This is a genomic window from Kitasatospora sp. NPDC058032, assembly GCF_042885845.1.
In the GTDB taxonomy this organism is placed as follows: Bacteria; Actinomycetota; Actinomycetes; order Streptomycetales; family Streptomycetaceae; genus Kitasatospora.
On record NZ_JBHVRK010000004.1, the window covers coordinates 90810 to 116253 of the forward strand.

Sequence of the window (25444 nt, forward strand, 5' to 3'; positions counted from 1 at the left end):
CGGTCCGTCCAACCAGCCCGGTCCGCCTCCCGGTCCGCACACCAACACCACCGGTCCGTCCAACCAGCCCGGTCCGCCTCCCGGTCCGTCCAACCAGCCCGGTCCGTCCACCGGTCCGCACACCAACACCACCGGACCACCCAACCAGCCCGGTCCGCCTCCCGGTCCGTCCAACCAGCCCGGTCCGTCCAACCAGTCCGGACCATTCAAGCCGTCCGGTCCGTCCAACCAGTCCGGTCCGTCCACCGGTCCGCACACCAACACCACCGGACCAGCCGATCGGTCTGGTCCGCACGGACCGCCCAAGCCGTCCGGTCCGCACAGTCGGTCCGGTCCGTCCAAGCCATCCGACCCACCTCCAGAGCTGCTGGCGATCAGCCGTGAGGCAGCGGCCCTCGCGGGCCGGGCCTCCCGGACCGTGGTGGCCACTGCCATCCGCAAGGCAGGCCACAGCGCCTCGAACGAGCGGGTCGGGCAAATCCTGCAGATCTTGCGGACCGACGAACCGCCACCACACCGCCGCTGACTGTTCCTCACCTGCACCCGCTTCCCGCCCTCCACCCAGGAGCACACCCATGAGCACCACCGCCGTTCTCGCCGACCACGACATCGTCAGCGACTTCATGCACGTCCTCGCAGACCACTGCCACCTGCACACCGCCGAACAGCAGGAAGACGGCCGCTGGAAGGTCCGTCGGACCGGCACAGCTCCGGTCGAAGTCCTCGCCGGCGACCAGGTCGAGGAGCTGGTGATGGAGCACCTGATCGCCGCATTCGCCGCCCACGGTCTGGCCGACGACAGCCTCGACTTCTAACCGGACCTGAGCACGCCCCAACCTCGAAGCCCCGGCCGACCCGCTCGCATCCCGACCGTGTTGCCACCTACGGCGGAGCGAGCTATCCCCCCGGACCGTCCTATCGGACGGTCCGGGGGCTCGGCCCCGGCCAGGGGGCCGGGACGTTCGGAGTCGAGGCGAGCGGGGGCGCTCGTCTCGACTCCGGACCTCCGGAGCCAGGGGGCTCCGGAGGCAGGAACAGACAGGAAGAGCACACCGATGACCGCCGCCGTCGACGACGACGAGAGCGCCGTGCACCGTCCGCGCCGCCGCCACCACCAGCCACAGCAGCGCCAACGCAAGCTCACCATCCGAGTCAGCCCCGACGAAGAAGCCGAGATCCAACACGCCGCCGCCGAGCGCACGCTGACTGTCGCCCGCTTCATCGCCACGAGCAGCCTGAACGCCGCCCGCCGTCTCACTGCCGACCACGACCCCGAAGAGCGCCGCGACCACGCACTCGACGAACTCGCCGCCGCCCGCCACCAAGTCGCCCGCTGCGGCAACAACCTGAACCAGATCGCCCGCGAGCTCAACAGCGGCGGACTGCCGAACCCCGCCGACCTGGTCGCCGCCCTCACCGGCGTCCGCAGCACCATCGCCGCCATCGACACCGCCTCAGCCAAGATCGCAAAGGAGAGATAGACGCCGTGGTGCCGAACATCACGCGCGGCTCGCGGACGTACGGCCTGCTCGCCTACCTCTACGGTCCCGGCCGGCGCGACGAACACGTCGACCCCCATCTGATCGCCTCATGGGACGGCTACGCCCCCGACCCGGGCCGCGACCCCGCCGCCAGCCTCAAGCAGCTCCAGACCGTCCTGGACATGCGCGTCGACCAGCGCGGGAAGCGCCGCGCCCTGAAGAAGCACGTCTGGCACTGCTCGCTGCGGACCGACCCCGGAGACCGGCCGCTGAGTACCGAGGAGTGGGCCGAGGCAGCACGCCGGGTTGTCGCCGCCGCCGGCATCGCGCCGGACGGCGACCCGGACGGCTGCCGCTGGGTGGCGGTCCGCCACGCCGAGGACCACGTCCACATCGCCGCCACCATCGTGCGCGGCGACCTACTCAAGGCCGACATCGAGCACGACTTCCGCCGGGCCCAGGCCGAGTGCCGCAAGATCGAGAAGGAGTGGGGACTGCGCCGGCTCAACCCAGGCGACGGCACCGCGGCGAAGGAGCCGACCAACCGCGAGAAGCACAAGGCGACCCGGCTCGGCCGGGAGGACACCAGCCGCCAGCTGCTGCGCGACGCCGTCCGCCAGGCGCTGGCCGGCGCGACGGACGAGGAGGAGTTCTTCGCCCGGTTGGAGACGGCCGGGGTACTGGTCCAGCGCAAGGCCGGCCCGTCCGGCGACGTGCTCGGCTACAGCGTCGCCGTCGTCGGGGAGCACGACTCCGACGGCAAGCCGGTGCTCTTCGGCGGCTACAAGCTCGCCCCGGACCTCACCCTGCCCAGGATCCGCCAGCGGCTCGCGGTGCCGCTGGAGGAGCGCGCCGACGAGGAGCGCCAGCCGCAAGGCGTCGACCGAACGCCCGGGCGACGCTCGGCCCCGGCCCGCGCCCGCTTCGCCGCCTCGAACGCGGTCGACGAGGCGATCGACGTGCTGGACGGCGAGGACGACGCCGCTGCCGCCGGGATCATCACCGACACCGGCGAGGTCCTCGACGCCCTCGCGGGCACCGCGCTGCCCGCACAGAAAGCCCAGTTGCTGGCCGCGGCCAGGGCGTACGAGAGGGCGTCCCGATCGCACATCCGCGCCGCCTCCGCCGAGACCCGCAGCGTCCGCTCGGCCGCCCGGCAGATCCTGGCCGGCGGCTACACCACCAACAAGGCGCCCGACGCCACCGCGGCGGCCACTCTGCTCGCCGCCCTGCTGCTGCTGGTGATCGCGAGCAGCCGCTGGCACGCCGAACGCGGGCATCGCCAGCAGGCCGCTGCCGCCCGCGCCACCGCCGAACACCTGCGCGCGGCCTACCGCCAGGCAGCCACCCGGCCGATGGCCGCACTGCGTCAGCGCGGTCGGCAACTGCCCAGGCCCGTGCGCGAGCGCCAGGAGCAGGCCCTGCGCCGGGTCGTCCCCGGCGAGGCTGGCCGCCGACTGCTGGCAGAGCCGGAGTTCGACGCGCTCGCCGCCGTCCTTGCCGAGGCCGAGGCAGCCGGGCACGACCCGCAGGCGCTCCTGGAACGGGCCCGCTCCTGGCGGGAACTGGGCAGCGCCGACTCGGTCAGCGCCGTCCTGACATGGCGGGTTCGCCGCCTGGCCGACCTTCCCGTCCCCACCCGCACCCAGCCGCCCGTCCGGGCCGCCGCGCCCGGCCGCGCCGACGCCACGCCGCCCCCGGCCACCGCCGCCCCGATCAGCACCACCGCCTCCGACGCGCCGCGTCGCCGCTGACCCGGCCGCCGACGGACGCCACCAAGGCTCCGCCGGCGGCCGTGTAACCGCCCCCACACCGCGCCCATCCGGGAGACCGCCATGCCCAGCCCCACCTCCGCCGCACGGCGCCGCTACCGCCCCAGCGCGGCTGAACGCGACTGGCTGCTGCGCTGCTACCTCCTGCGCGCCACCGACTCGTTGGCCGCCGCTGTCGTGATGTACGCCGTCCCGCTGCTCGTCCTCACCCTCACCCACTCCCCCGGCTGGGCGGGCCTCGCGTTCCTCCTCGAGTGGGCGCCCCGGCTGCTCGCCATCGCGGGCGCCGGCCCGATCATCGACCGGCGCAGCCCGCGCTCGGCGATCCTGGTCACCAGTCTGCTGCGGGCCGCCGCCGCCCTGGCCACCCTGGCGGGCCTCGCCGTCGGCACCGGCCCGTGGCTCGTCCTCGGTTTCGGGGTTGCCGCCGGGATGCTCGCCGAGGCGTCCTTCCTCGCCAACGAGGCCCTCGGGGGCGAGGCCAGCCGCCGGGCCGAAGACCGAGCCCACCGCGTGCAGGCGGTCCTGACCGGCACCGACCAGGTCGCCCTGCTGATCGGTCCGCTCCTCGGCGGCCTGCTCCTGCTCGCCGGCCCCGCCCTGCTGCTGGCCGCCGTCGCGATCCTCTCCGCGCTGACTGCGACCGTCGCCCTCACCGTCCGCACCGGACGGCCCCACCTCCACCTGGTCACCGACACCGCCGCCCCCCGCCCCCTGACCGGGCTTGCCACCGGCCTGGGGGTCCTGCGCCGCACCCCCGCGCTGGCCTGGCTGGTTGGCGCTCTCGCCTGCGTCAACCTGGCCTCCGGTCTGCTGCAGGTGTCCGCGCCGATCACCGTCACCCGCACCCTGCACCACTCCAGCGCCGCCGTCGGCCTGGTGTGGAGCATCGCCGCCGCGCTCTCCCTGGCCGCCGTCGCCGCCGCCCACCGGGCCATCGACCGGTGGGGCCTGCTGAGCGTGGGCACCGCCTCGGCCGCCGCGATGTGCGCTGCCACCCTCGCCAGCGCGCTTGCCCCCACCCTCCCCCTCTACGCCGCCGCCGTGGGACTGCTGATGGCCGGTGAGGGCGCGGTGACCGTGGTCCTGCGAACCGCCCGAGCCCGCCTCATCCCGGAGCGGGCCTTCGGCTCCACACTCGCCGCCACCGTGCTGCTCGTCCTCACCCCGCTCCCCCTGGCCGGCCTGCTGGTCGCCCTGTGGCCCGCCGACCACCTGCGCCTGCTGGTCACGATCACCGCAGCCGCCGTCTCGACGGGCACCTGGGCGTGCTTCCGCGGACTTCGCGCCCACCGAACCAGCTGGACGGCCGCCCAGGACACCGAGCCGGCCCTGAAGGCCGCCTGACCGACCGGAGGAAGGAACTTCCCATGACCGACGACACCCCCGCCTACACCGACCACGCCGCCCTCGTTCCGGCGGACTACACCGCCTTCGAGCACCTGCTCGCCGCACGCCGCGACGGCCACCCCTTCATCCACCCGAAGTGGGAGATGCTGCTCTCCACCAGCAGCACTTCTTCCCCTGGGACATGGGAGTACGCCTACGCCCTGTTCCACAGCCCGCTCCGCTTCGCGTTCACCGACTCCTCCCCGGCGGCGGAGGACGTGGTACGGGTCTTCTTCGACGAGGACGGCCGGGCCCTCCCCGACCGCCCCGCCAGCCCGCGGCCGGACTCCCCACTCTCCAAAGACCTGGCCGAGCACCTGCCCGGCTGGTCCGTCGAAGCCTGCCACCTCGCCCCAGGCCGCGCTCTCGTCGAACTCGAAGAGCAGACCTGGGGCTGGGGCGGAAGCCAATGGACCAGCACCGCCGGACCACACGACGCCTCCGACCTCACCGGCCCGGCCGGGGAACGGCTCCTCGCGGTACGGCTCCTCCCGGACGCGCCGATCCTCGTCGGCGCCGCCGTCCCGGACGGCGTCCGGCCCTTCGACCTCGGACAGGCCCGACCGCCGGCCCCGCTGTCGGTGGGGCCGACGGCCGCAGCCGCCACCGCCATCACCAGCGTGATCGCACCGCGCTACCGGCAGGCGGCCTGGCAGGCCCGCGTGGGCTCCATGACGTTCGCCATCGACTCGCTCCGGGACCTCTGCAGCGCCCGGATCACCAGGCCGCGCCGGGCGGGCCGCCGAGCGGGCGAGACGTTCGAGTCCGAGGCGGTCCGTGGCCGCGCCGCCTGGCGCCACATCGAGACCGCCATCGCCGCCGCACCGGCCGTCGCCGCCGCGATCCGGGCCTTCACCGTCGCCGAAGACCGCCTCGACCCGGTCGTCCGCAAGGACCTCCAGCAGCTCACCCTCACCGAGGGCGCGCTCACCCGCCTCCAGGAAATCCGCGCCGGATGGCAGGAGGAGATCGCCGCCTTCGTCGACACGCCCGACGGCTCCTGGCTTCGCCGCCAGGCCGAGGACTTGCGGAACCAGGAAGCGTGGCCGCACGCCCAGCGCCTGGCCGAAGGCCCGCTCACGGCCCTCGCCGCGTACATCACGCCGAGGATCGGAGCGCCCGTCCCCGACCGGGAGCAGCAGATGAAGGCCGCCCTCGCCCGCGCGGGCAACCTCCCCGCCAGCCCCTCACTCACTTCGCCGCCGGCCGCGACCGCGGCACCGCCGCCAGGCCGGCACCGGCCCACCCGCTGACCATCCACCCGGCCGGGTGCCCACCGCGCCCGGACCGGCCCGTCCACCCGACAGATCCACGGGAGAGACCCATCACCACCAGCACCGACACCATCACCAGCGACGCCGACGACGAGGTCACCCACGCCCTCGGCGTCTGGTACGACACGATCGCCGACGCCCCCGCCGACAGCCACCCCGCGGCCCACCCCTCCCGCACCCGTGCGTGGAGCGCCGCCTGGGAGCGGCTCACCACCGAGCGGATCGACGCCCACCGTCACCTCCAGATCACGGACTTCGACGCCGGCATCACCGAGACGGTGCCGTACTTCCTCGTCCCCGCCTGCGGCTGCCCGTACTGGTCGAGCCAGGAAGCCGACGCCGGCGTCGCACCGGTGTGGCCCGGCCCCGTTCTCTACTCCGGCAGCCCGCACGGCCAGTACGGCGGTGCCGGAGCCGCCACCGACGCCAGCGCCCACCTGGCCGCGCACGCGGGCCTTCGCCTGGCCGAGGAGTACGGTGCCCACGCCGTCGTCTACCCGGGCCTCGGCGCTGAGCAGGCCGGCCGCCTCACCGCCGCCGGACGCCACCAGGGCGCCGCCCGCGTCCTCGATCTCGCCACCGACGTCGCCCACGTCCGCGACCTCGCCCCGGACCAGGGCCTGGACCGCTGGTGGGCCGACACCCCCGCCGGCCACCGCCGCGACGCCCGCCGCCAGTGGCGCCGCGCCACCGAGGCCGGACTGGCACTCGACCCGCTCACCGGCCCTCGGATGCTGCCGCACCTGGCCGAGTTCACCGCGTTGGCCGTCGGCACCGCCGAGCGCCACGGCACCGCCCTCTACGGGCCCGACATGTTCGAGCACCTCGCCCAGGTCCCCGGTGCCGTCCTGCTCGCCGCCCGTGCTGAAGGCCACCTCGTCGGCGGCATGTTCGCCTTCCTCCATGACCGCTGCCTCTACCTGTGGGCCTCGGGCATCGACTACCGGCACCCCCTCGGGCGTAACGCCTACACCTGGCTGATGGCCGAAGCCCCCCGCTGGGCTCTCGAACACGGCGCCATCCGCATCGACGCCGGCCGCGCCAACTACCTGGCCAAGAAGCGCCTCGGCTACCGGCCGCACGTCCTGCGCACCGTCATCCACCTGCCCGCCGGCTCCGACACCACCGCCGATGCCCTCACCCGCCTCTCGCGCCGCCTGGGCGAACAGGCCCTGCGCCACCACGCGGACCTGCCGTGGTGAACAGCCGGGCCCGTACCTCCTCCCCCTCTACCGAAGGAACGACTCTGACCTCGCTACTCGTGATCAACTCCGGTGACCGTGCCTACAGGGAGTACTCGCTCGCGCAGATCGCCGCGCACCACCGGGTCGTCCTGATCGGCCGCAGCGGGCCGGGCTGGGAGGGCCCGTACATCGCCGACCACGAAGTCGCCAACCTCGACGACCTCGACGACCTGGTCGGCGCAGTGGACGACCTCCTCGCCAACGACATCCGGGGCGTGCTCACCTGGGACGAGTTCTCCCTGGTCGGCGCCGCCCACGTCGCCGCCCTGCTGGGCACGCCCGGCAACTCCACCGCCACCGCCACCGCCTGCCGGGACAAGGCAGCCAGCCGGGACGCGTTCGCCGCCCGCGGCGTTCCCTCGGCCAGGAGCACCCTGGTCACCACCCGGGAGGAAGCCGAAGTGGCCGCCGCGGCCACCGGGTACCCGCTCGTCCTCAAGCCCGCCCGCCAGGCCGGCAGCATCGGCGTCATCAAGGCCGAAGGCCCCGGCGACCTCGCCGCCGCGTACGCCCACGCCTCCTGGGCCGCCTGGGCCGCAGCCGACGACGAGGGCTCGAACGTCCTGGTGGAGGAGTACCTGGACGGGCCGGAGATCAGCGTGGAGTGCGTCACCGTGCGGGGCGTCACCACCCCGGTAGCACTCACCCGCAAGCAGCTCGGCCAGGAGCCGTTCTTCGAGGAGGTCGGCCACTCGGTGGAGGCCGGCGACCCGCTCCTGGCCGTCGCCGGTCCCGTCGCCGTCGCCGCGCTGGACGCCCTCGGCTTCACCAACGGCGTCAGCCACGTGGAGATGCGACTGACCGACACCGGCGGCCCCCGCCTGATCGAGGTCAACGGCCGTCTCGGCGGAGACCTGATCCCCCACCTAGTGCGGGAGGCCACCGGCATCGATCTGCCGCTCGCCGCCGCCGACATCGCCCTCGGCCTGGAGCCCGACCTCGCACCGACCCGACGCCGGGCAGCGGCGATCAGCCTGGTCTATGCCCCCGCCACCGGCCGCCTCACCCGCGCCGACGCCGACCCCGCCCTCGGCGACGAGCCCTGGCTGGAGCGCCTGGTGTGGGAGAAGCAGGCCGGCGACCACGTCATCCTGCCGCCCGACGGCGACCTCGGCACCGCACGTGTCGCCCACCTCGTCGCCACCGCCACCACCGCCGAGATCTGCCTCCAGCACCTCGCCGACGCCCGCCACCAGCTCGACATCGCTGTCAGCTGACCCGACGAAAACGGGCCGGGGCCGCACACCGCGTGTGGCCCCGGCCCCGCTGGTACATCCGGCCTGGCTACGGGCGCATTCGTGCGAGCCGCGGCAGGCCCCGGCACTCGTTGTTCTCAGTCCCTCCGCCAGGAGAGGCGCCGCCCTCCACGACGGCCGAGTCGGCTCCAGCCCGCTGAACTGGCTGCGGCTGTAGCCGCGCTGCGGAAGAATCATCGCGTCCCGCTGCTTCGGGCAGTCCGAACCCCCTTGGAGGCCGCAAATGATGCCCGCGCGGGATCGTGTCGCCGTCGTATTCGTTCACGGATTCTTCTCCGGTCCCCATACCTGGGATCCGCTGGTGAACCTCCTGGAGGAGGACGAGGAGATGAAGTTCGCCGACGTGCACCGGTTCCCGTACAGCTCTCCGAAGCTGCGGCTTCGGCCCGATCGGCGCATCCCCGACTTCAACGACCTCGCGGATCGGTTGAGAACGTTCCTGGAACTTCGAGCAGACCGCTACGAGCGCTTCGTACTGGTGGCGCACAGTCAGGGCGGCCTCGTGGTCCAGCGGTTCCTGTCACGCGTGATCGCCGACACCCGGGGCCCCGACCTCGCCTCGATCAAATCCGTCGTTCTGTTCGCCTGCCCGAACGAGGGCTCGGAATTCGCACTGTCCCTGCGTGTCCGATTCCTGCGCAACCCCCAGGAACAGCAGTTGCGACCGCTTCACGAGCAGGTACAGGACGCGCAGCGGAGGGTGCTCGAGAAGATCGTCTACGCCAAGGAACTGGGACCGGGATCGTGCCCGATCCCGTTCCATGTCTACGGCGGCACCGAGGACAACATCGTCCGCAGGAGTTCCGCCCAGAGCAACTTCCCCCAGCCCCGGATGCTCGCCGGCGACCACAGCGGCATCATCCGGCCCACCTCCCCGGACGCCGACGTCTACCAGGCGCTGCGGACCCACGTGCTGGAGGCATCCCAGACTCCCGGCCCGCAGGCAGCCGTGCCTGTTGCCGGCCCCCCACACCCTGGCGACCGGGACAAGGCACAGCGGTTCCTGCGCGCCCTTCCCCCCCACGCACCATGGCTCCGAGGGCTGCGGACCCAGAACTTCTACACGCACTCCGGCAAGGTCGACCGCCTCTTCGACGAGGCCGTCACCGAGCTGATGACCGATCCGGTCTGGTACGTAGACCCGGCCTTGCACGAGGCGGATGCCGCATGTCAGCAGGCAGCCCAGGACCTGAACGAAGCGACGGAGGGCCTGTTCGCGGACCCGCTCACCCCAGCAGCACTGGCCGCACTGGACGGGCTGGCTCACCCGCAGGACAGCTACGTCCTGCGCCCGGGGCAGTACAGGCCCGGCGTGACCGAGCACAAGTTGCACGAGCTGCGGGTGGTGTTCTTCGAGCGATACGACGCTCTCGTGCGACTACTCAACGAAAGGTCCCTGCTGACACCCTGACGGGACATCGGTCGGTGTGCTCCGGATCACTCCGGAATATCGGACATCGGGGAACCAATCGCGCACCTCGGAGCATTTACTCCCGTACACCACGCGAGAGGGGCCCCTTGAACACTCCCGATGACGGCCGCGACCCCGAGACTCCCCAATACACCCACTTCCGCTACGGCGAGGCCCCCGAGCCCGCGCCCGCGCCGGCCGCCGTCCTCGCCGTTCCCCACCCCGCCGCCCTGCGCCCGCGCGGCATCATCATCACCTGCACTGCCTGCGGCGCCGGCCGCGACTGGCTCCTGATCCAGGTTGGCGACCTCGTCTTCGTCCGCTGCCGCTGCGCGCACGAGTGGCAGGAGCACGACCTCGACGCCGGCGAGGTCGACGGCGCCCGCAACCCCGACGGCCCCGAAAGGGAGTGGGACAGCTTCGAGCAGCTGTACGCCGGCCTCGGTTTCGACGGCCTGTTCCGCATGACGTACCTCGGCTAACGAGCGGCGTTGCATGGGGGGCAAGACTCCGGGACAGTCGGTTCGGTAATCGGCCCCTGTCCGCCGGGCATCGTGCCGCTCCCCGGTCTTCTGCAGCCCTGCGTCCGCTGCGGAGCCGAAACACGTGGAGCCCGCACCGCTTGCGCGGTGCGGGCTCCACGTATTCTCCCGGTGCGTGGCCGGCGTTCCCCTCGCGTCAGTCGGCGGTGCAGGTGTAACGGACCACCCCGTTGACGGAGTCGACCGGGGTGACGAGGCCCGCGCGGAGGAGGCGCAGCAGGCTCAGTTCGACGGGCCCGCGTCGGCGGCCCAGGTGGCGGGCGAGGTTCGCAGCGCTGCTGGGGGTCTCGGCGAGGCGCAGGCGGTGCAGGACTTCGGTGTCGGTGATGTCGTCCAGGATCGAGGTCGCCAGCCGGAGGCTGATGGCAGCGAGCGCGGTGACCAGCAGGTACCCGCTGGCGACGACGTGGTGGCGTACGGCGTCGTGGAGGACGGCTGCTGCGGCGGCTATGGCGGTGGCGGTGCTTGCGACGGCCCAGGCTAGGGCTGCTGCCTTGACGGTGCGGACGCACGGGCGAGGGCGGGCGGACGGCTTCACGGCTTCTCCTTCGGCGGGGAACGGGGCGGCCGGCCGGAGGGCGTGGGGCGGGCCACGCCCTCCGGCGTTCGGTGGCTAGTCGGACGGGCCGCGCTGCTGGGGCATCCGCGCGGTGACAGCCGCAGCGCGTGCGGCGTTCTGGAGCCGGTGGATCCTGTTCTGGAGTGCGATCTGCTGGCAGCAGGTCAGGGCGAGCGTGACGCTCAGGAGCCCGAGGTGGAGAACGGCGCAGACGGCGGCGGTGGCGGCGGTGGAGACCGTGCTGGCGATGGCGAGGTAGTACGCCGAGGCGAGGAGGCGGAGGAGGTTGGCGTCCGGGGAGGTGGAGCCGGTGGTGATGGTGCTATCCCTTCGCGGTGCTCAGCGGGTGGGGCGCTCGTACAGAGCGGCGAGAAGGTCGAGCACCAGCTCGACGGGGGCCTCGCGGTCGAAGGTCGCCTTCCACCCGGGGTGACGGGCCGTGCCCGTGACCGCTACGGTCCAGGTGTCGGCGTTCGGGTCGTCGGGCGCGTAGCCGAGGTAGACGCGGGTGTCGGGGCTCGCCGCGTGGAGGCTTCCGCGGGGGTCGACTACCCAGCTCCAGTTACGGGCCGCCAGGAACTCGGAGACCGCGTAGGGGCTGCCGGGGCCGACGAGCCAGCTCCGGTGCTCGATGCTGGCGCCCGGCTTGAGTCCGGGGACGGTGGGAGCGGTGATCGCCACGGTCAAGGCGCTTCGCCTTCCTGTTCGGGGAGGAGGGAAGCGTCCATGTTTGCTTGGGTCCGACTGGTTCTCGTAGTCCACTACGTCTGCCGTAGGCGAACACTGGCGCCGGGTGGGCGCGGGTGACATCCCGGCGGCGGTCGGTGTCCTGTCCCGATAAGCCCAGCGGAGTCCCGGTGAGCTTGGCCGGTGGTGGACCAGTCGTCTCGGTGAAGTTGGCGGACAGGGGCTTCTGCGTCTGATCACCGTGGTCGTGTGGCGGCGTCTCAGCGTGTTTTGCGGATGGCGTCGGTGGCGGCCCTGGCGATGGCGGCGGGGGCGCTGGAGGGCTGGGGCAGGTGGAGCAGGGTGGTCCCCGGCAGGTGGAGGGATTCCTTGGTGAGGGTGAGCTGGAGTACGGCGCAGCCGGCGGCGGTGAGGCGTTTGATGCGGGTGACAGCGTTTGCAGTTTCACCGTCGGTGTACTTGGCGTCAGTTACGAGGACGAGGAGGCGGCCAGCGCCGGGGCGGCTGAGGTCGAGGCCGTGCTCAAGTGCGTCGATGGCGTCGCCCAGCTTGTGGCTGACGCCGCGGGCGTCGAACATCGACACGCGGTCTGGTGCCCGGTGGGTGGGCCGGGTCAGTGCGGTCAGATGCATGTCGTAGGCGATGGTGGCGGTACGGGAGTCGGGGTCGGTCAGGGCTGCCGCGCGGGCCACGATCCAGGCAGCGGACGCCACGGGCCCGCAGGCGGCACGCATGGAGCCGGAGACGTCGACGGCGATGCCCACACGCAGTGGTGGGGTGGGTGAGTTGCGGCGGCGGGTGTGGGTGAACGGCTCTGCGGTGGGCACCGCGCCGATGGCGCGCTGGGCCTCGCGGGCGAGGGCCTGGCGCATGTTGAGGCGTCCGGGCGGGGTCGGGCTGGTGGTCCGCTCCTCCGTGCGCTCGCGATAGGCAGCGACTCGAAGCGCGCGGCTCAGGCGCGCTGCAGCGGTCTGCTCGGCGGCGGTGGGCTTGCGCGTGCCGGTGACGGGGTTGCTGTAGGGCGCCGGTGTGCCGTCGGGGCTGACGGTGGTGCCGCGTGGGTTGAAGACCGACTTGGCGGTGGCGGCGGCCTTGCGTCGCTGGCCGGCCTGCTGGGCGCGGTCCTGGGCCTGTGCCCTGGACCGCGCGGCCACGGCGTTGGTCGCGGCGGCTTGCGCCGAGAGGTCGGCGGCGTCGTTGGCGGCCATGCTGTCCATGACGACCACCACGGCGTCCGACAGCAGATCCGTGAGGTCCTCCGGCATGGGCAGGGCGGGGACAGCGGTGTCCAGCGCGTCGCACCACTCCTGGGCGTGCGCGAGCATGGTGGCGGTGTCGTGGTCGGCAGTTCGTTGGGCTGCGGTCCAGATGCCGGTGAGGGTGGCTAGCAGCTCGGCGCCCAGGACCTGTTCGCACAGGTCGGCGACGGCCCGGGTCTCGCCGGCGTCGAGGATGCCAGCGTCCCGGCGGCCGAGGATGAGGGCCGCCACGCTGGCCGCGTGCCTGATGCCCTGGACGGTGGGGTTGGCGATGTCGGGCATGACCAGGGTCCGGGCGCTGGTACGCAGGTACGTGCGGTCGGTCGGCCGCCTGATCAGGTGGGCGCCTTCGGCACGGCTCTCCTCCAGCAGGAGTGCGGCCTCGACGACGCGGGGGTCCGCGCCGACCGGCTGGCGCCAGACGGAGTGGGCCGCGTGGGCGGCTTCGTGGACGAGAACGCCCCAGGCGGCCGGGTAGCGCTCCTCATCGCCCATGATCCGCGGGTGGATCTCGTGGGGTTGGAGGGGGGCGAACAGGCCGGAGTCGAACTCGATCTCCGCCAGGCTGGGGAAGTAGGCGGCCGGTGCGCCGCTACGGGTGCCGGGGCGGCAGGTGACGAGCAGGTCCTGGCGGCCGGACAGGGCGACCAGCCGGTCGCCCATCTCGGCGCCCACGCGCAGCCACGCGGCCGGGGAGGAGAGGGGCTGCGGGGGTGGGGCGCCGTCGTCGTCCCAGCGCGCGAGGTCGGCGTCGTCGTCGGGCGTGGTGGTGGCGGGCTGGACATGGTGGTGGGTGCTCATCGTGGGCGGCCCCGGTGCGCGGCTGCGGTGCTGCCCGGAGGCTGCTGGGCGGCCGAAGCGGTCGCGGCGGAGAGCTGTCGGCCGAGGGTGAGGGGCGCGACCTGCTTGACGCCGGCGATCTTGCTCACCGCGGCGGCGACGGCGTCGCGGTCCTCGATGGGCGCGATCCCGACCAAGTTCGCGAGCGCGGCCTTGGTGCCGAGGACGGCCTCAGCCCTCTGAAAGCTGATCAGCTCCCGCAGTTGGGGGGCCCAGCCCAGTTCACCGAGTTCGACTTGGCCAGCGAGGTGTCGGGCGACCCGGACCACCCGGGCATCGATCTTCAGGGCCAGGGCGAGGTCGTAGTCCGTGCCGACCTGGATCTGCACGCTGAACCGGCTCGCGAGCGCCTCCGTCAGAATCGCGCCGTGTACGCCGGGGTTGTGGCCCGCGATCGTGAAGAAACCCTTCTGGGCCTTGATGGTCTCACCCCTGTGGGCCTTGACCTGGATTTGGCGGCGCCCGTCCATGGCCGGGTAGAGCGCGGCCATGACCTTGGGTGAGATGAGGGTGGCGTCGTCGATCAGGAGGGCGCGGCCCTCGGTCATAGCGGTGACCAGCGGGCCGTACTGGAAGACGTAGTTGCCGGCGTCGTCCTGGGTGTACTCGCCGATCAGGTCGCCGACCGTGGTGTCGCCGTCACCAGCGACGGTGATCAAGTCCGGGAACGCCGCTTCGACCAGGCTCGTCTTGCCGGTGCCCGGGGGGCCGTAGAGCAGCACCGGTACGTCGGCGTCGCGTAGGCGATTCAGCGCTTCGACGTCCGGCAGGGAGGCTAGCTCCCGGGGGTGGTAGAGCTGGCCTCCCGGACGGCGTATCGGGCCACCGCCGCCCTGCTTGGGCAGCGTGTTCGCTGCAGGAGCTGCAGGAGCGGTCGTGCGGGCCGTGGCCGCCTGAGCACGGGGAGAGTGTGTTCCTGGCGGACTGATCACCGCGACTGCCGCGGCGGCGGCCGTCTTCCCGTTCGCGCGGAACTGCGGCCCGGCGCCGGGCTGGTCGGCCTCGCCGCGGCGCACCAGGGTCGTGACCGCTTGCTGGACAGCACCGTGGGAGTGACCCAGTGCCTTGGATATTTCCCCGATGGTGAGCGTGTCCGCCGGCCGGTCGGCCAACATTCTGGCCACCTTGGCCCGCAGCTCGCCGGGCCTGGCGTGTGCTGGTTTAGCGGGCGGTCCGGGTGTGGTCAAAGCGAGGATCCTCCAACGGGTTCGCGGGCGGGCGGTGTTGGCAATGTGCTGGGAAGGCGGGCCGCTCTCGGAACGGATCACGGGCTGGGCCGACGTCGGCGACCGGCCCGGCAGGGGGTACACCGGACCGTCCGCTCACCCAGGCGGACGGCCCGGCGTGGGAAGTCTCGTCGCCGGTCTGTACGGGCGTGCCCGGCAGGGGCGTACCGTCGGCCCTCACCAGCCGGCCGAGGGCTCGGTCCAGGCGCACGGGGCCGCTGGCGACGAGCAGCTCGCCGACTGCCGAGCAGGCCCGCGCGTCCCGTCCGTGCTGGTCTCGGTCGCCGGGCAGGCGCAGCCAGGAGCCTCCTCGAAGCCGACCCGGAGCAGGATCCGCCGGGCGGCGGCGTTGTAGCCGGTGGTGGTGATCTCGCCGGTGCTGGTGTGCCGGATCGTCACGAACGGCTGAGTGCTGCGCTCTGCTGGCGCCGCCACCTCGGGGACGGGCGAGGGCCCCAGGACGACAAGGGCGTGGGCCGCCGGCAAGGTGTCGGGCGCCGCCCTGCGGCGGTCGTTCAGGTCCTCGCCGATCCTGGCCAGGGCGTGCATGAGCGTGTACGCGGGGACGGAGTCCGGGTCGGGGTGGGTCCTGTCGAGGTCGGGGCCGACCGCGGTACGGGCACGGGTGACAAGCCGCTCGGCGGCGTGGAGCAGGCCGCCGTCCCGCAGGAGGTGCTCCAGAAGTTGATCGAGCTGATCGGTGCCGACGGCGGTGAGGTGGTCGGCGACTTCGTGCAGTGCCACGGCGCCGGCCTTGACGCTGGCGACGGAGTCGAGAGGATGCGGGGTCAGGATTCCTCCGTGATGGTCGGTTCGGGGGGAGGGCTTGGGCTGCGGTGCCAGCCGGGGTGCGGGACTCGGTGGTGCGGGGCCTGGGGGTCTCACCGCTGCGGGGGTGACGACGGCAACCTCGGCCTGACAGTCCGCGGCCGGGTCGGATCAGGTTCCTGCTGGCGGGCATCGTGGGGCGATGAAGCTTCGCGGACCCCGCCGAAGCCGCCGTCGCGCCCGCGCCGCGCACCTCGCTGTCAGCCTGTACGAACTCCAGCAGCCGGCCGAGGGCGGCTCGGTCGCCGTGGAACCGGCCGCGCCGGTGGTCGACGCCGCCGCGCCGGTTACGGTGCCGGACTGCTGTGCGATCACCCGCGCCCGGCGGGTGACACTCGGCGCCACGGTGATGGTGATCAGTACCCACCGGGCGGACTGCGGGGGCTGGGGACCGTGAGCGGGGCGGCGCATGCCCGGGGGTTAGAGGCCGCGCGCCGCCCACCGCCCGTCCAACGAGGTCGGCCCAAGCACGTCACGGGCTGCCGGGAGCCGCACCGCAGTGACGCGCCCGCCCCGTACATCTGCCCGGGTGCGGCGCACGGGACGGGCGGGCGGTCAGGGCCTGCACCTGACGCGGTACTCCGTGGCGGCGGTGACGGGCCGCGGCGGCAACGCCGGGGTGGAGGACGTCGTCGGGCCGGCTACGGTCCGGGCCACGGCGGCGTCCTGCGGGCGGTCCCCCAACACCTGTCCGGGCCCGGCCGCGCGCACGCTCTTCGCCCGCTCCTCGGCCTGCGCCCACCAGTCGGACCGCAGACCGGGCCCGACCTCGGGGTCGCACTGGGCCTTGAGCAGTCCCATCTGCTCGCCGATGCCGCGCGTACCGGCGAGCGGCATCACGCTGTGGGGCACCACCGGGTGCAGGACCTCGGCGTACTTCGCGCCGCCTAGGGACTGTCCGGTCGATCACGTGCGGAGCCAGATGACGAGGGCGGCTGCGGTGACGGTTCCGAGGTAGACGTAGCCGCGTTTGTCGTATCGGGTGGCGACGGCTCTGGCGTGTTTGAGCTTGTTGATGGCCCGTTCGACGGTGTTGCGTTTCCTGTATCGCTCCTCGTCGAAGCCCGGTGGCCGTCCGCCGTGTGAGCCCTTGCGCAGGCGGGCGGCCCGGCTGTCGGTCTTCTCCGGGATGGTGTGCGGGATGCCGCGCCTGCGCAGGTAGGTGCGGCACGGGCCGTTGCTGTAGGCCTTGTCGGCGGCCAGGCTGTCTGGGGTCTTGCGGGGCCTGCCCGGGCCGGTCCGTGGGACGCGGATCTTCTCCAGGACGGGCTCGAACTGCGTGCAGTCCGCCCGCTGTCCCGGCGTGACGATCAGGGACAGCGGGCGGCAGCGGCCGTCCGCGCTCAGGTGGACCTTGGTGGTGAACCCGCCGCGCGAGCGGCCCAGGCCCTCGCCTCCAGCACCACCTCCACCAGGCGGGCGACGAGGCTCTGCCACGGCGTCTCGTCCTGGTGTTCCCCTGGCCCAGCCCCCTTTGAGGCCAGGGCCGGCGGCGGATCCGTGCGGGCACCGGCCGCGTGCTGGTGGGCCCGCACGATCGTGGAGTCGACGGAGACGTCCCAGTCGATGTCGCCGGCCGCGTCGGCTTCGGCCTGGACCTGCTGGAGCAGCCGTTCCCAGGTCCCGTCGGCCGACCACAGCCGGTGCCGCTCGTAGACGGTCTTCCAGGGCCCGAATCGCTCGGGCAGATCGCGCCAGTGCACGCCGGTCCGCACCCGGTGCAGAATCCCGTCGATCACCTGCCGGTGGTCACGCCACCGGCCACAACGCTTGTTGCTGACCGGCAGGAACGGCCGCAGCCGTTCCCACTCGGCATCTGTCAGATCTCCCCGCCCCATGCCCGGACCAACGAGCAAGTCAGGCGATAGTCACATGATCGGGCGGACAAGTCCTAGGAACAGGACATCGGCGGCGCCGAGGTCGAACGCCTCGGCGTCCCGAAGCAGTTGCTCGCCTGAAACGGCTTCCCGGTCGGTGATGACCATGTCGTATGGGACGAGCGGCTGATCGGTACGGACGATGCCGTACTGGCCGGACAGGATGTAGACCGTGCCCCAGCCCTCGGTCAGGGCTTCGGCGGCCCGGCGCAGCGCCCGGTGGTAGCTGCCGGTGTAGAGGTCTCCGGCCGGCAGGGTGCCTGCCCCGGGCGGGGCCGGGGCCTTGCGAAAGCCGCAGGACACCACGACGGCCCGGCGCCGTGGTGCGGGGGCTCGGTGGCGCTCGGCGTACTGGCGGCCGTCCTCGGTCAGGTGAACGGCGGGCCTGCGGGCACGGGGGTGGGTGAACCGGTGGCCGGTGGACGGCGGGCGGATCCGGACGAAGCCGTGTGCGAGCAGGTACTCCAGCGTGCGCTGGTGGGAGTCGCCGGCGAGGAGGTGGTCGGGGTCGGCAGCGGCGGCGAGGACCGTCTGGTGGGCGGTCGGCGGCAGGCGCTCGGCCCTGGGGGGCCTGTGCAGGGAGCGGGTGACAGCTTCGGCACTCCGGTAGGCATTGACGAGGGCAGGAGCCTTCTCGGCCCAGGTGACCATCTCGTGCCATGTCTCCGCGGCCAGTTCCTCGCGCAGCGGGTGGTCGAGGTCCTTTCCGCTCCCCAGCATCTCGTCGACGGTCCGGTGCGCCGAGGCGTAGGCGGTGGACAGTTCCCTGCGGAGGTGGGTGAGATCAGCATCCGGCCGCGCGCGCAGGAGGCGGTTCATGTGGAAAAGGAAGGCGCCTCCGTGCTCAAGGACGGCCGTGAAGTGCTTCCAGGCGGTGAGGTCGCGTTCGACGACGTGCTTGTCCCAGCTGGCCGTGTCGACCACGTGGCCGTCCTCGTCGCAGAAGGCGTCGTTCACGGTGTCCCAGGCGTCCACGGCCTCCTGGATGCCGCGGGCGGCGGCAGTGATGGCCGCGATGGGTGTGGACGGGTCGCGGATGGCGTCTCCGATCGTGGGTGGTCTGGTCAGCGGGTTCGTGTCCGGGCCGGGCGCGGCGGCGGACAGCTCGGGCCGGGCGGCGGCGAACCGCCGGTGATGTGCGGCTCAGCGGTGTGCGGCAGGATCGAGCGGAGCAGGGCCGCGGCCCGGGTCGGGGACGGATCGTCGATGGATCCGATCGTCACGTACGGCAGGTGGTGCGCGGGGATGGTGTTCGCCGACCGGCGGGCGGGGCCGGGGTGGGTGAACTCGGCGTGGAGGAGGTCGACGAGCTCGGGCGGGGCACCGGTGGAGAGCGTGACGGACCAGCGGTGCGGGCTCAGCCCGGGACCGCCGATGAGGTAGGTGCCGGGCGGATCGGCCCGGGGGCCCGCCGTGTCGGTGGGCAGGGCGCGCCGGGCGGCGAACGCGGCCAGCCCGTCGGGGGAGGCGTGGAGTTCGACGTCCGGATGGTCGAAGGCCAGGCTCCAGCCGGGCGCCGGGTCGCGGGGCCGGTAGGCGTCGGCCGGGTCCACCGGGCCGACGGCCCGCTCGGGGTCCTCGGCCAGGAGCCTGGCCGTCGCGTGGAGCAGGGTGAGGGAGATCTCCTCCGGGGTGTGCGCGGTGATGGCCGCGTGCCACCGGGGCCGGCCGGCGGAGGCGACGTCGACGGTGAGGACACGGTCGGCGCCGCGCCTCGGGTCGCTCACCAGCGCCTGCCCGCAGGGGCTTCGGGCCTGGCGGATCCCGTTCATGTGCTCGACGCGGGTCCAGCCGTGGTCGGTGGCCAGCAGGGCCCTGGCGCGGTTGAAGTCGTACGGGCCGCCGGCCAGGTAGGGCGGTGCGACGTGGACGAGCGGGGGCGGGCCGTGGGGATCGGGGATGTGGAACTCCGCACGTAGTGGGTGGTCAGGGGGAGCGCCGCGGCCGGGGAGGGTCCTGGGCCCGGGGACCTGCGGGCTGCGGCGGGATCGCCGGGGACGGGGAACTGCGGTCGCGGCTGCGGACCAGCGCCGCCTTCTCCCGCCGGTCGGCGCTCTCCACCCGGATCCGGTGTGCGTGGTGGGCGGGGATCTCGTCGGGCCGGCGCAGCGCGTGGCCGTCGGCCAGGGCCGTCGCCATCGCGGTGATCAGGGCCGCGGGCGCCTGGGGCGACATGGTGACGCTCCAGGCGAGGTCGCTGGTGGTCTCCAGCATCGAGAAGCTCAGGGGCCGCCAGGGCTGGTCCGGGTGGTGCAGCACACCGGTCTCGCTTCCGGGGGAGCCGATGGTGGTGCGGTAGGAACCGTGCTCCACCGTCCAGTCGGCGTTCGACAGCAGCTCGACCACGTCCGTGCGTGGCCGCTCGGACAGGACGCTGTCCGGATCGGTGACGAGGAGTTCGGTGGCGCCCAGGACGAAGGCGGTGGCGAGTTCGTAGGGCGCCCGGGGGCTGAAGGCGGCCCACCACTCGTCCCTGTCCCCCGGGCTCCGGCGGGCGGCGAGCACCAAGGCGTCTTTGAGCCAACGGTTGCCGATCACGCGGTCGCTGCGCTCCAGGGTCATCCGCAGGCAGGGGCTGACCAGCAGCGTGCGCACTCCCGGGGCGCCGAGGGATCGCCAGCCGTGGTCCTCGGCGAGGCGGGTCTGCAGGTCGAACGGCGCCGTCCCGGGGCCGGCGAGTGCGAGCGGGCGGACGGCTACCGGCTCGGGTCGGGGGCCGTCGTTCACCGGGACCTGCCCGAAGGCTGCGCCTGGGCGCCGGCACGCGCCGGGTCCGCCGACACCGCGGCGGCGGGCGCGGGGGCCGCCGCGACGGGGGTGGTGCTTCGGCTGCGGGCCGCCTGCGCCGAGGGAGAGAGCTGCTCGCCCTCGTCCGGGGCGAACGGGAGGATGGTGGCGAGCTTGACGGTGAGCCTCTGCTCCCGGATGTCGGCGGTGCGCAGCAGCGGCTCGGGGTCGGCGAGTTCGCGGGTGAACGCGGCGAGGATGCGCGAGGGTGTTCCGGCGGTGAACTCGGCTTCCCAGTAGGAGTTCGGGCCGTAGGAGGAGATCTTCGCGGCGGGCTTGCCGCGCAGCTCGCTCAGGGCCGAGGGGGCGGTGACGAGTGCGTTGGCGTAGCCGTCGGGCGGTCGGAGGGTGAGCGTCCCCTGGGGTGTGGCCTCGTCCTTCCAGCCGGCCCGGGCCAGCGGGAGCACGCCGAGCGCCAGGACGCCGCGGACGAACGGCGCGCGCGGGTCCGGGGTCTCGTCGAGTACGGCTTCGGCCTCGGCCACGGTGGCGGCCAGCACCTCCGGGGGGATGGCCGGGCGGACGGTGAGGCTCCAGGCGATCTCGGCGCCGCGGTGCTGGGCTCCCCACACGGTCCACAGGTTCGTCTCGGCGGTGGGCCGGTGGATGCCGAGCCGGCCGCATGGCCGGGAGAGCCGGCCCCCGTTCTCCTGCCAGCCTCGGGCGAGGAAGTGTTCGGTGATGAGCCGCTCGGCGTCGCGTCCCGGGCCGACGATGTGGCGGGGGGCGACGGTCACCATGCCGGACGGTTCGGCCCAGTCCTGGCGTTGGATCAGGTCGCGGAAGGTGGCGGACAGGGAGGTCTCCGGAGGTAGAGGGGGCGGGAAGGTGTTCGCACGCCCAGGACTGCTGCCCGCTCCGGCGGGCGCGGGCGGCGGGCGTACGGGAAGCGTTGCCGGGACGGGCGAGCCGCGACGATCGGTGGCCGGGTCCGGCGCTTACCGGGACTTCCTCGCCGGTTGCGGCGGGACGGTAGTGGTGGCGGGAAGTGCGCGGGCGGGCGCGGCGGGCGGGCCCGTGCGGATGGTGGCCGCCTGCATGCGCGGCGCCGTCGTGGGGAGGGAGTGCGGGGTGAGGTAGTGGTGGGCGTTGTGGAGGATGTCAGCCTGGGCGACGACACCGAACGTCGGGAGCTGGCGGATGCGGGCGGGGATGCGGTCGTCGAGCGGGCCGGCGGCGGAGGGCAGGTCGTTGGCCCGGGCGATGGCGTGGATCATTTGGATTTCCACGAAGGTGGACCAGCCGGGGGTGAGCCCGGCCCCTCGGGTCGCCGTGGCGCTGACGCCGGTTACTGCGTCCCAGATAGGCCGGGTGGCGGGGGTCCAGGCCGCGCCGGGCCGGTCCTGGCCGGTGAACCGCTGTTCCGCGGACTGCAGTCCGGCCCGCACGGCCGAGCCCAGGCGCTCGCGCAGCTCGTTGTCGTGCAGCCACGAATCGGAGCGGCCGGGAACGCCGGTGCGGGTGGCGGGTGAGGGGTCGGCGCCGGTGAGGGCCCGGCCGGGGTCGGCGGCGCGCTGGGCGGCGGCGATCACCTCCTCGCGCCGGGCCGCGGACGCACTGTCGAGGTCGGCGAGGATCTGGGGCAGCCGCCCGTCGAGGGCGTGCCCGACCATCGGGTCGGCCGCGTGGGCGAGGAGGAACGCCGCGTCCGCCGCGACGACCGGCGAGAAGGCGTAGCCCAGGCTGTTGCGGGTCTTCGCCGAGGAGGTCAGCAGGGCCGCGAGGGGCGCCTGCCCGGCGAGCAGGCGGGTATCGTGGAGCACTTCGCGTACGGCGGCGCGGCCGTGGGAGTAGATGTCGAGGGCGGCGCCCCGATCGGACGCCGGGGACGGGGACAAGGCAGGACCTCCGGGGAGTGGGGAGAGGGGCGGGTCAGCGGCCGGGCAGCCTCGAGGCGGGCGTCGGGCCTGCGGCCGGTGCGGTGGAGACGACGGCCGGCCGGGCGGCGGGGCGGACGGCGGTGCGGGCGAGGGTGGCCCGCGCGGCCTGCGACAGCGGGCGCTCGGCCGCCTCGGCGCGCAGCACCGCGCGGTACTGGGCCGGGATGCGGTCGAGGCGTCGCGGCACCGGGGCCGGGTCGGTGACGGCCACGGCGAGGGCGCCGACCAGGTGCAGCGGGGTGAGGGAGGACACGGCGGCGCGCCAGCGGTGGCCCGGCGCCCCGGCGCAGTCGACGGAGGCACCCCAGTGAGCGGTGTGGGCGAGGGCCCGGTCGGTGGTGGTCGCCGGGGTGAGCAGCCCATGGGTGATCCGGGCGGTGGTGTGCCCGTCGGGTGCGACCAGGTGCAGGTCAGCGTCGTCGGTGTGGACGTTCCACCCGGCCGAGGTCAGCGGCCGGAGCGCGTCCCCAATGCTCGCGCCGGGGCCCGGCCCGAACGAAGCGCCGGTGCCGAGGTCGATGTCGGCGGCGAGGGAGTCGGTGAGGCTGTCCAGCCACGCGCTGGCGATCTCGGGCGGCACCGCGCCGGTGAACTCGGCCGTCCAGGCCAGCCGCTGCCCTGGCCCGTCCGGTCCCGCGCTCACCCGCACCCCGCCCCCGGGCGGCGTCTCGATCCGCGCCCGCCCGCAGGAGCTGTCCAGCCGCCCCGGCCGGGTGCGGTGCCACAGCGCCGAAGCCTCTGGAAGCAGGTCGGCGCCGGTGCCCGGGCCAGCCAGGCGCCGCGGCGAGACGAGCGCGCGGTGCGCGGTCCCCTGTGCCACCGGCTGCGCCGACAGCCGGCCCCGGTGCGCGGCCGGCACCTCGTCCACGTGCCGCACGGCGGGGCGCAGCAAGGTGGCGGCGGCGGCCTGCAGGAGCAGGGCCGGGGTGCGGTCGCCGAACTGGACGGTCCAGGTGCCCTGTTCGCCGGTGCCGGTCAGGACGGTGGGGGCGTCGTCGGTGCCAAGCGGGCGGGTGAGGACGGCGAGCCGGTCGGGCGCGAGCAGGACCTCGTGGCCGTCGCGCTGCCCAGAGGTCCAGCCGCCCTGGCGCAGGACGCCGAGCGCCGCGTCGTGGCCTGACGGCGCGTAGAGGACTTCCTGGGGTTCGTGTTCCAGGGCATGGGCGAGGGCGTAGAGGAACGAGGAGGTGATCTCGGCCGGGGCGCGGTCGTCGAAGACGGCGCTCCACCGGGCGCGGGGCCAGTGGGGGCTGGGGGCGGTGACCTCCCATCGGGCAGGGCCGGGCCGCCACGTCAGGTGGGCCTGCGCGTCGGGGCTGGTGAGGAGGATGTCGCCGTCGCCGGACGAGGGGACGCGCCAGCCGAAGTGGGTGACGAGGTCGGGGCCGAAGCCGGGGTTGCCGCGGCCGGCCAGGTGGAGCGGGTGGACGAAGATGTGGTCGGCGGGGGCAGTGGTCACGCGGGGGCTTTCTGGTGATCGGGACAGCGCTGGTCAGCGGTCGGGCGCGGGAGCGCAGGGGGCGGTCGCCGGCAGCGGGGCCTGCGCTGCGGCGGCGGCCGGCGGGGTGGAGGAGACGATCCAGGTCCGGGTCCGGGCTGCTCGGGCCCTGGTGTCCGGCAGGTCGTCGAGGGAGGCGACGGCCCGGCGCAGCAGGTCCCGCTTGTCGGCGAGGGGCAGGGCGGACAGGCGCCGCAGGTAGTCGGGGACGGCGGGGTCGAGTAGCGAGGGGCTGTCGATCCCGGCGGCGGCCAGCAGCGTCTGCACGGCGGCGGCCTCGTACAGCGCGGCCTTGTCGTAGTCGAGTCGGAGGTGGTCGCACAGGCCGGCGAGCGTCTCGGCAAGGTCCGCTGTCCCGTCCCCCACCCGCAGTTCGGCGAGCAGCAGCAGGCTGCGTACGGCGCCGCGCAGCACGGGCGGGTCGGTGTCCTGGGTGGTGGCGGGCAGGTCCGCGTCGGGGTCGAGGTGCTCCAGCATCCGGCGCAGCGCCTGCTCGTAGCGGGGCAGGAGGCGGTCGGTGACGGCTGCGGCGGCGCGCGCCGGGTCGGCGCCGACCGCGATGCCGTGCGGCGCGAGGGCCTGGTGGTCGTAGGCAGAGCCGAGGACCTCGGGCAGCAGGGGGGCGGCGATGTACTGGCCGGTGTGCGGGTGGGGCCGGGGCAGGACGAACAGCTCCCGGCCGCCGGGCCCGCGCAGGAGTCCCCCGCGCTCGTAGACGAAGGTCTGCAGGGCCCAGGAGGCGTGGGCGAGGTCCCAGAGCCGGTCGTGGACGGCGTTGCGGGCGGCGCTGGTGGTGAGCGTCGTGGTGGAGGGGGTCCACCGGCCGGGAAGGCGGGCTGCGAGCGCCTCGGTGAACGCGGCAAGGCCCTGGTGCGCGGTGGTCGTCGGGGAAGTGGTCACAGTGCGGCTCTCCGGGTGGGCCGTGGCGGCGGCGCGGCGGGTTCGGTCCGGGGCACAATGGGGCCGGCGGCCGACGCGGCGCTGACGACGGGCCCCGTAGCGGTGCAGGTGCTGGCGCGGGCGGCGGCTGCGGCGCGGGCGCTCGGGGAGGAACGCTGCGGCAGCGGCGCGTCGGGGTCCTGGGTCCAGGTGCGGGCGGCGGCTACGGTGGGGAAATGGCCCTCGCGCAGGGTGTACGTGTCGTCGTCGACCTGGCGCCGCTCGTGGAAGACCCGCACCGGCAGCCGTGGATCCTCGGCCCGGGTGTCGGTGGCGATGACCCAGATGTCGTACGGCTCGGTGGAGTACGTGTAGTCCTCGTGGACGGCCAGGCGCCCGGGGCCTGCCCCGCGCAGCAGCTCCTCGATGCGCCGGGTCTCCTCGTCGGCCGGGCCGATGGGGGTGCGGGAGGTGAACGCGGCGGGGTCGGCCCCGCGCTCGACGAGCCAGCCCTGGGCCATCGCCTCCAGCGGGAAGGGAGCCGACGCGACCTTGAAGACGCGGTCGGCGAGGTCGCGTTCGACATGGACGGCCCGCAAGGAAGCCAGGCCCGGGACCGCGTGCCACACCGTGGCGGTGTCGAGCATGACGTAGAAGCTGCTGGTCAGGTCGGCGGTGTGCGGGTTGGCCGTGTGCTGGTCGGACAGGGCGGTCAGCTCGGTGGCGGTGACGGCGAGGTAGTCGGCGGTGTGCTC

The 25444-nt window shown here is 73.8% G+C and carries 26 protein-coding genes; 11 read left to right on the top strand and 15 right to left on the bottom strand.

Going from position 1 to position 25444, the window contains the following annotated elements; all coding sequences use genetic code 11:
* Positions 1 to 575 precede the first annotated feature (575 nt).
* From ACFVUH_RS08165 to ACFVUH_RS08205, 9 genes are all read left to right on the top strand, one after another.
* The gene (locus ACFVUH_RS08165) at positions 576 to 815 is read left to right on the top strand and encodes a hypothetical protein (RefSeq protein WP_387911926.1); all 240 of its coding nucleotides are present in this window, start codon (positions 576 to 578) and stop codon (positions 813 to 815) included.
* 240 nt (positions 816 to 1055) lie between these two features.
* The gene (locus ACFVUH_RS08170; protein WP_387911927.1) at positions 1056 to 1481 is read left to right on the top strand and encodes a plasmid mobilization protein; all 426 of its coding nucleotides are present in this window, start codon (positions 1056 to 1058) and stop codon (positions 1479 to 1481) included.
* 5 nt (positions 1482 to 1486) lie between these two features.
* Positions 1487 to 3235, top strand: a complete 1749-nt coding sequence (locus ACFVUH_RS08175) for a relaxase/mobilization nuclease domain-containing protein (protein ID WP_387911929.1) — start codon at positions 1487 to 1489, stop codon at positions 3233 to 3235.
* An 81-nt stretch (positions 3236 to 3316) separates the two neighbouring features.
* Positions 3317 to 4600, top strand: coding sequence for an MFS transporter (locus tag ACFVUH_RS08180; protein ID WP_387911930.1), 1284 nt, complete (start codon positions 3317 to 3319; stop codon positions 4598 to 4600).
* A 23-nt stretch (positions 4601 to 4623) separates the two neighbouring features.
* Positions 4624 to 5895 (top strand): hypothetical protein, encoded by a 1272-nt coding sequence (locus ACFVUH_RS08185; protein WP_387911931.1) that lies wholly within the window; start codon positions 4624 to 4626, stop codon positions 5893 to 5895.
* 299 nt (positions 5896 to 6194) lie between these two features.
* Entirely contained in the window at positions 6195 to 7118 is a 924-nt protein-coding gene (locus tag ACFVUH_RS08190) for a GNAT family N-acetyltransferase (protein WP_387911932.1), read from the top strand.
* Between the two features lie 59 nt (positions 7119 to 7177).
* Positions 7178 to 8377: an ATP-grasp domain-containing protein gene (locus tag ACFVUH_RS08195; protein WP_387911933.1), complete on the top strand. Its 1200-nt coding sequence runs from the start codon at positions 7178 to 7180 to the stop codon at positions 8375 to 8377.
* 265 nt (positions 8378 to 8642) lie between these two features.
* Positions 8643 to 9827, top strand: coding sequence for an esterase/lipase family protein (locus tag ACFVUH_RS08200; RefSeq protein ID WP_387912322.1), 1185 nt, complete (start codon positions 8643 to 8645; stop codon positions 9825 to 9827).
* Between the two features lie 107 nt (positions 9828 to 9934).
* Positions 9935 to 10309, top strand: coding sequence for a hypothetical protein (locus ACFVUH_RS08205; protein WP_387911934.1), 375 nt, complete (start codon positions 9935 to 9937; stop codon positions 10307 to 10309).
* Between the two features lie 196 nt (positions 10310 to 10505).
* On the opposite strand, the gene ACFVUH_RS08210 is transcribed toward ACFVUH_RS08205, so the two are convergent.
* The gene (locus tag ACFVUH_RS08210; RefSeq protein ID WP_387911935.1) at positions 10506 to 10907 is read right to left on the bottom strand and encodes a hypothetical protein; all 402 of its coding nucleotides are present in this window, start codon (positions 10905 to 10907) and stop codon (positions 10506 to 10508) included.
* A gap of 112 nt (positions 10908 to 11019) precedes the next feature.
* On the opposite strand from ACFVUH_RS08210, the gene ACFVUH_RS08215 reads away from it, so the two are divergent.
* A complete protein-coding gene (locus ACFVUH_RS08215) occupies positions 11020 to 11187 on the top strand; it encodes a hypothetical protein (RefSeq protein ID WP_387911936.1) in 168 nt (55 codons plus the stop codon).
* Positions 11188 to 11267: 80 nt separating this feature from the next.
* Here the strand turns inward: ACFVUH_RS08215 and ACFVUH_RS08220 are convergent, their stop codons facing one another.
* The 4 genes from ACFVUH_RS08220 to ACFVUH_RS08235 all read right to left on the bottom strand — a co-directional run bounded on the left by ACFVUH_RS08220 (position 11268) and on the right by ACFVUH_RS08235 (position 15339).
* Positions 11268 to 11609, bottom strand: coding sequence for a DUF317 domain-containing protein (locus tag ACFVUH_RS08220; RefSeq protein WP_387912324.1), 342 nt, complete (start codon positions 11607 to 11609; stop codon positions 11268 to 11270).
* Positions 11610 to 11875: 266 nt separating this feature from the next.
* Positions 11876 to 13675, bottom strand: a complete 1800-nt coding sequence (locus ACFVUH_RS08225; protein WP_387911937.1) for a hypothetical protein — start codon at positions 13673 to 13675, stop codon at positions 11876 to 11878.
* Positions 13672 to 14838, bottom strand: coding sequence for an AAA family ATPase (locus ACFVUH_RS08230; RefSeq protein WP_387912325.1), 1167 nt, complete (start codon positions 14836 to 14838; stop codon positions 13672 to 13674). Before ACFVUH_RS08230 ends, ACFVUH_RS08225 begins: the two co-directional genes overlap by 4 nt.
* 279 nt (positions 14839 to 15117) lie before the next feature.
* Positions 15118 to 15339 carry a hypothetical protein gene (locus ACFVUH_RS08235; RefSeq protein ID WP_387912327.1) on the bottom strand — a complete coding sequence of 74 codons (222 nt, stop codon included), beginning with the start codon at positions 15337 to 15339 and terminating at the stop codon, positions 15118 to 15120.
* Between the two features lie 571 nt (positions 15340 to 15910).
* Here ACFVUH_RS08235 and ACFVUH_RS08240 point away from each other — a divergent pair.
* Positions 15911 to 16165 carry a hypothetical protein gene (locus tag ACFVUH_RS08240; RefSeq protein ID WP_387911938.1) on the top strand — a complete coding sequence of 85 codons (255 nt, stop codon included), beginning with the start codon at positions 15911 to 15913 and terminating at the stop codon, positions 16163 to 16165.
* A gap of 158 nt (positions 16166 to 16323) precedes the next feature.
* On the opposite strand, the gene ACFVUH_RS08245 is transcribed toward ACFVUH_RS08240, so the two are convergent.
* The 10 genes from ACFVUH_RS08245 to ACFVUH_RS08290 form a co-directional block, all read right to left on the bottom strand.
* Complete coding sequence (locus ACFVUH_RS08245) at positions 16324 to 16623, bottom strand: hypothetical protein (RefSeq protein ID WP_387911939.1); 300 nt, start codon at positions 16621 to 16623, stop codon at positions 16324 to 16326.
* A 51-nt stretch (positions 16624 to 16674) separates the two neighbouring features.
* A protein-coding gene (locus ACFVUH_RS08250) for an IS5 family transposase (RefSeq protein WP_387911940.1) occupies positions 16675 to 17606 on the bottom strand; the annotation gives its coding sequence in 2 pieces (ribosomal slippage) (positions 16675 to 17255 and positions 17255 to 17606; 933 coding nt in all).
* Positions 17607 to 17636: 30 nt separating this feature from the next.
* Positions 17637 to 18620, bottom strand: coding sequence for a DUF6884 domain-containing protein (locus ACFVUH_RS08255; RefSeq protein ID WP_387911941.1), 984 nt, complete (start codon positions 18618 to 18620; stop codon positions 17637 to 17639).
* A gap of 89 nt (positions 18621 to 18709) precedes the next feature.
* On the bottom strand, positions 18710 to 19417 hold the full coding sequence (locus ACFVUH_RS08260; protein WP_387911942.1) for a hypothetical protein: 708 nt from the start codon (positions 19415 to 19417) through the stop codon (positions 18710 to 18712).
* Between the two features lie 154 nt (positions 19418 to 19571).
* On the bottom strand, positions 19572 to 20372 hold the full coding sequence (locus tag ACFVUH_RS08265; protein ID WP_387911944.1) for a hypothetical protein: 801 nt from the start codon (positions 20370 to 20372) through the stop codon (positions 19572 to 19574).
* Positions 20369 to 21172, bottom strand: coding sequence for a DUF317 domain-containing protein (locus tag ACFVUH_RS08270; protein ID WP_387911945.1), 804 nt, complete (start codon positions 21170 to 21172; stop codon positions 20369 to 20371). Before ACFVUH_RS08270 ends, ACFVUH_RS08265 begins: the two co-directional genes overlap by 4 nt.
* 198 nt (positions 21173 to 21370) lie before the next feature.
* On the bottom strand, positions 21371 to 22270 hold the full coding sequence (locus ACFVUH_RS08275; RefSeq protein ID WP_387911946.1) for a hypothetical protein: 900 nt from the start codon (positions 22268 to 22270) through the stop codon (positions 21371 to 21373).
* A 34-nt stretch (positions 22271 to 22304) separates the two neighbouring features.
* Positions 22305 to 23771 carry a DUF317 domain-containing protein gene (locus ACFVUH_RS08280; RefSeq protein ID WP_387911947.1) on the bottom strand — a complete coding sequence of 489 codons (1467 nt, stop codon included), beginning with the start codon at positions 23769 to 23771 and terminating at the stop codon, positions 22305 to 22307.
* Between the two features lie 33 nt (positions 23772 to 23804).
* A complete protein-coding gene (locus ACFVUH_RS08285; RefSeq protein ID WP_387911948.1) occupies positions 23805 to 24710 on the bottom strand; it encodes a hypothetical protein in 906 nt (301 codons plus the stop codon).
* Positions 24707 to 25336: a hypothetical protein gene (locus tag ACFVUH_RS08290; RefSeq protein ID WP_387911949.1), complete on the bottom strand. Its 630-nt coding sequence runs from the start codon at positions 25334 to 25336 to the stop codon at positions 24707 to 24709. The genes ACFVUH_RS08285 and ACFVUH_RS08290 overlap by 4 nt, the downstream gene beginning before the upstream one ends.
* Positions 25337 to 25444 lie beyond the last annotated feature (108 nt).

Bases quoted from the DNA above. Each gene is read 5' to 3' on its own strand.
- ACFVUH_RS08240 (WP_387911938.1), top strand. From the start codon at position 15,911: ATGAAGCTTCGCGGACCCCGCCGAAGCCGCCGTCGCGCCCGCGCCGCG.
- ACFVUH_RS08185 (WP_387911931.1), top strand. From the start codon at position 4,624: ATGACCGACGACACCCCCGCCTACACCGACCACGCCGCCCTCGTTCCG.
- ACFVUH_RS08170 (WP_387911927.1), top strand. From the start codon at position 1,056: ATGACCGCCGCCGTCGACGACGACGAGAGCGCCGTGCACCGTCCGCGC.
- ACFVUH_RS08225 (WP_387911937.1), bottom strand. From the start codon at position 13,675: ATGAGCACCCACCACCATGTCCAGCCCGCCACCACCACGCCCGACGAC.
- ACFVUH_RS08180 (WP_387911930.1), top strand. From the start codon at position 3,317: ATGCCCAGCCCCACCTCCGCCGCACGGCGCCGCTACCGCCCCAGCGCG.
- ACFVUH_RS08270 (WP_387911945.1), bottom strand. From the start codon at position 21,172: ATGGTGACCGTCGCCCCCCGCCACATCGTCGGCCCGGGACGCGACGCC.
- ACFVUH_RS08260 (WP_387911942.1), bottom strand. From the start codon at position 19,417: ATGAACGGGATCCGCCAGGCCCGAAGCCCCTGCGGGCAGGCGCTGGTG.
- ACFVUH_RS08200 (WP_387912322.1), top strand. From the start codon at position 8,643: ATGCCCGCGCGGGATCGTGTCGCCGTCGTATTCGTTCACGGATTCTTC.
- ACFVUH_RS08165 (WP_387911926.1), top strand. From the start codon at position 576: ATGAGCACCACCGCCGTTCTCGCCGACCACGACATCGTCAGCGACTTC.
- ACFVUH_RS08290 (WP_387911949.1), bottom strand. From the start codon at position 25,336: ATGCTCGACACCGCCACGGTGTGGCACGCGGTCCCGGGCCTGGCTTCC.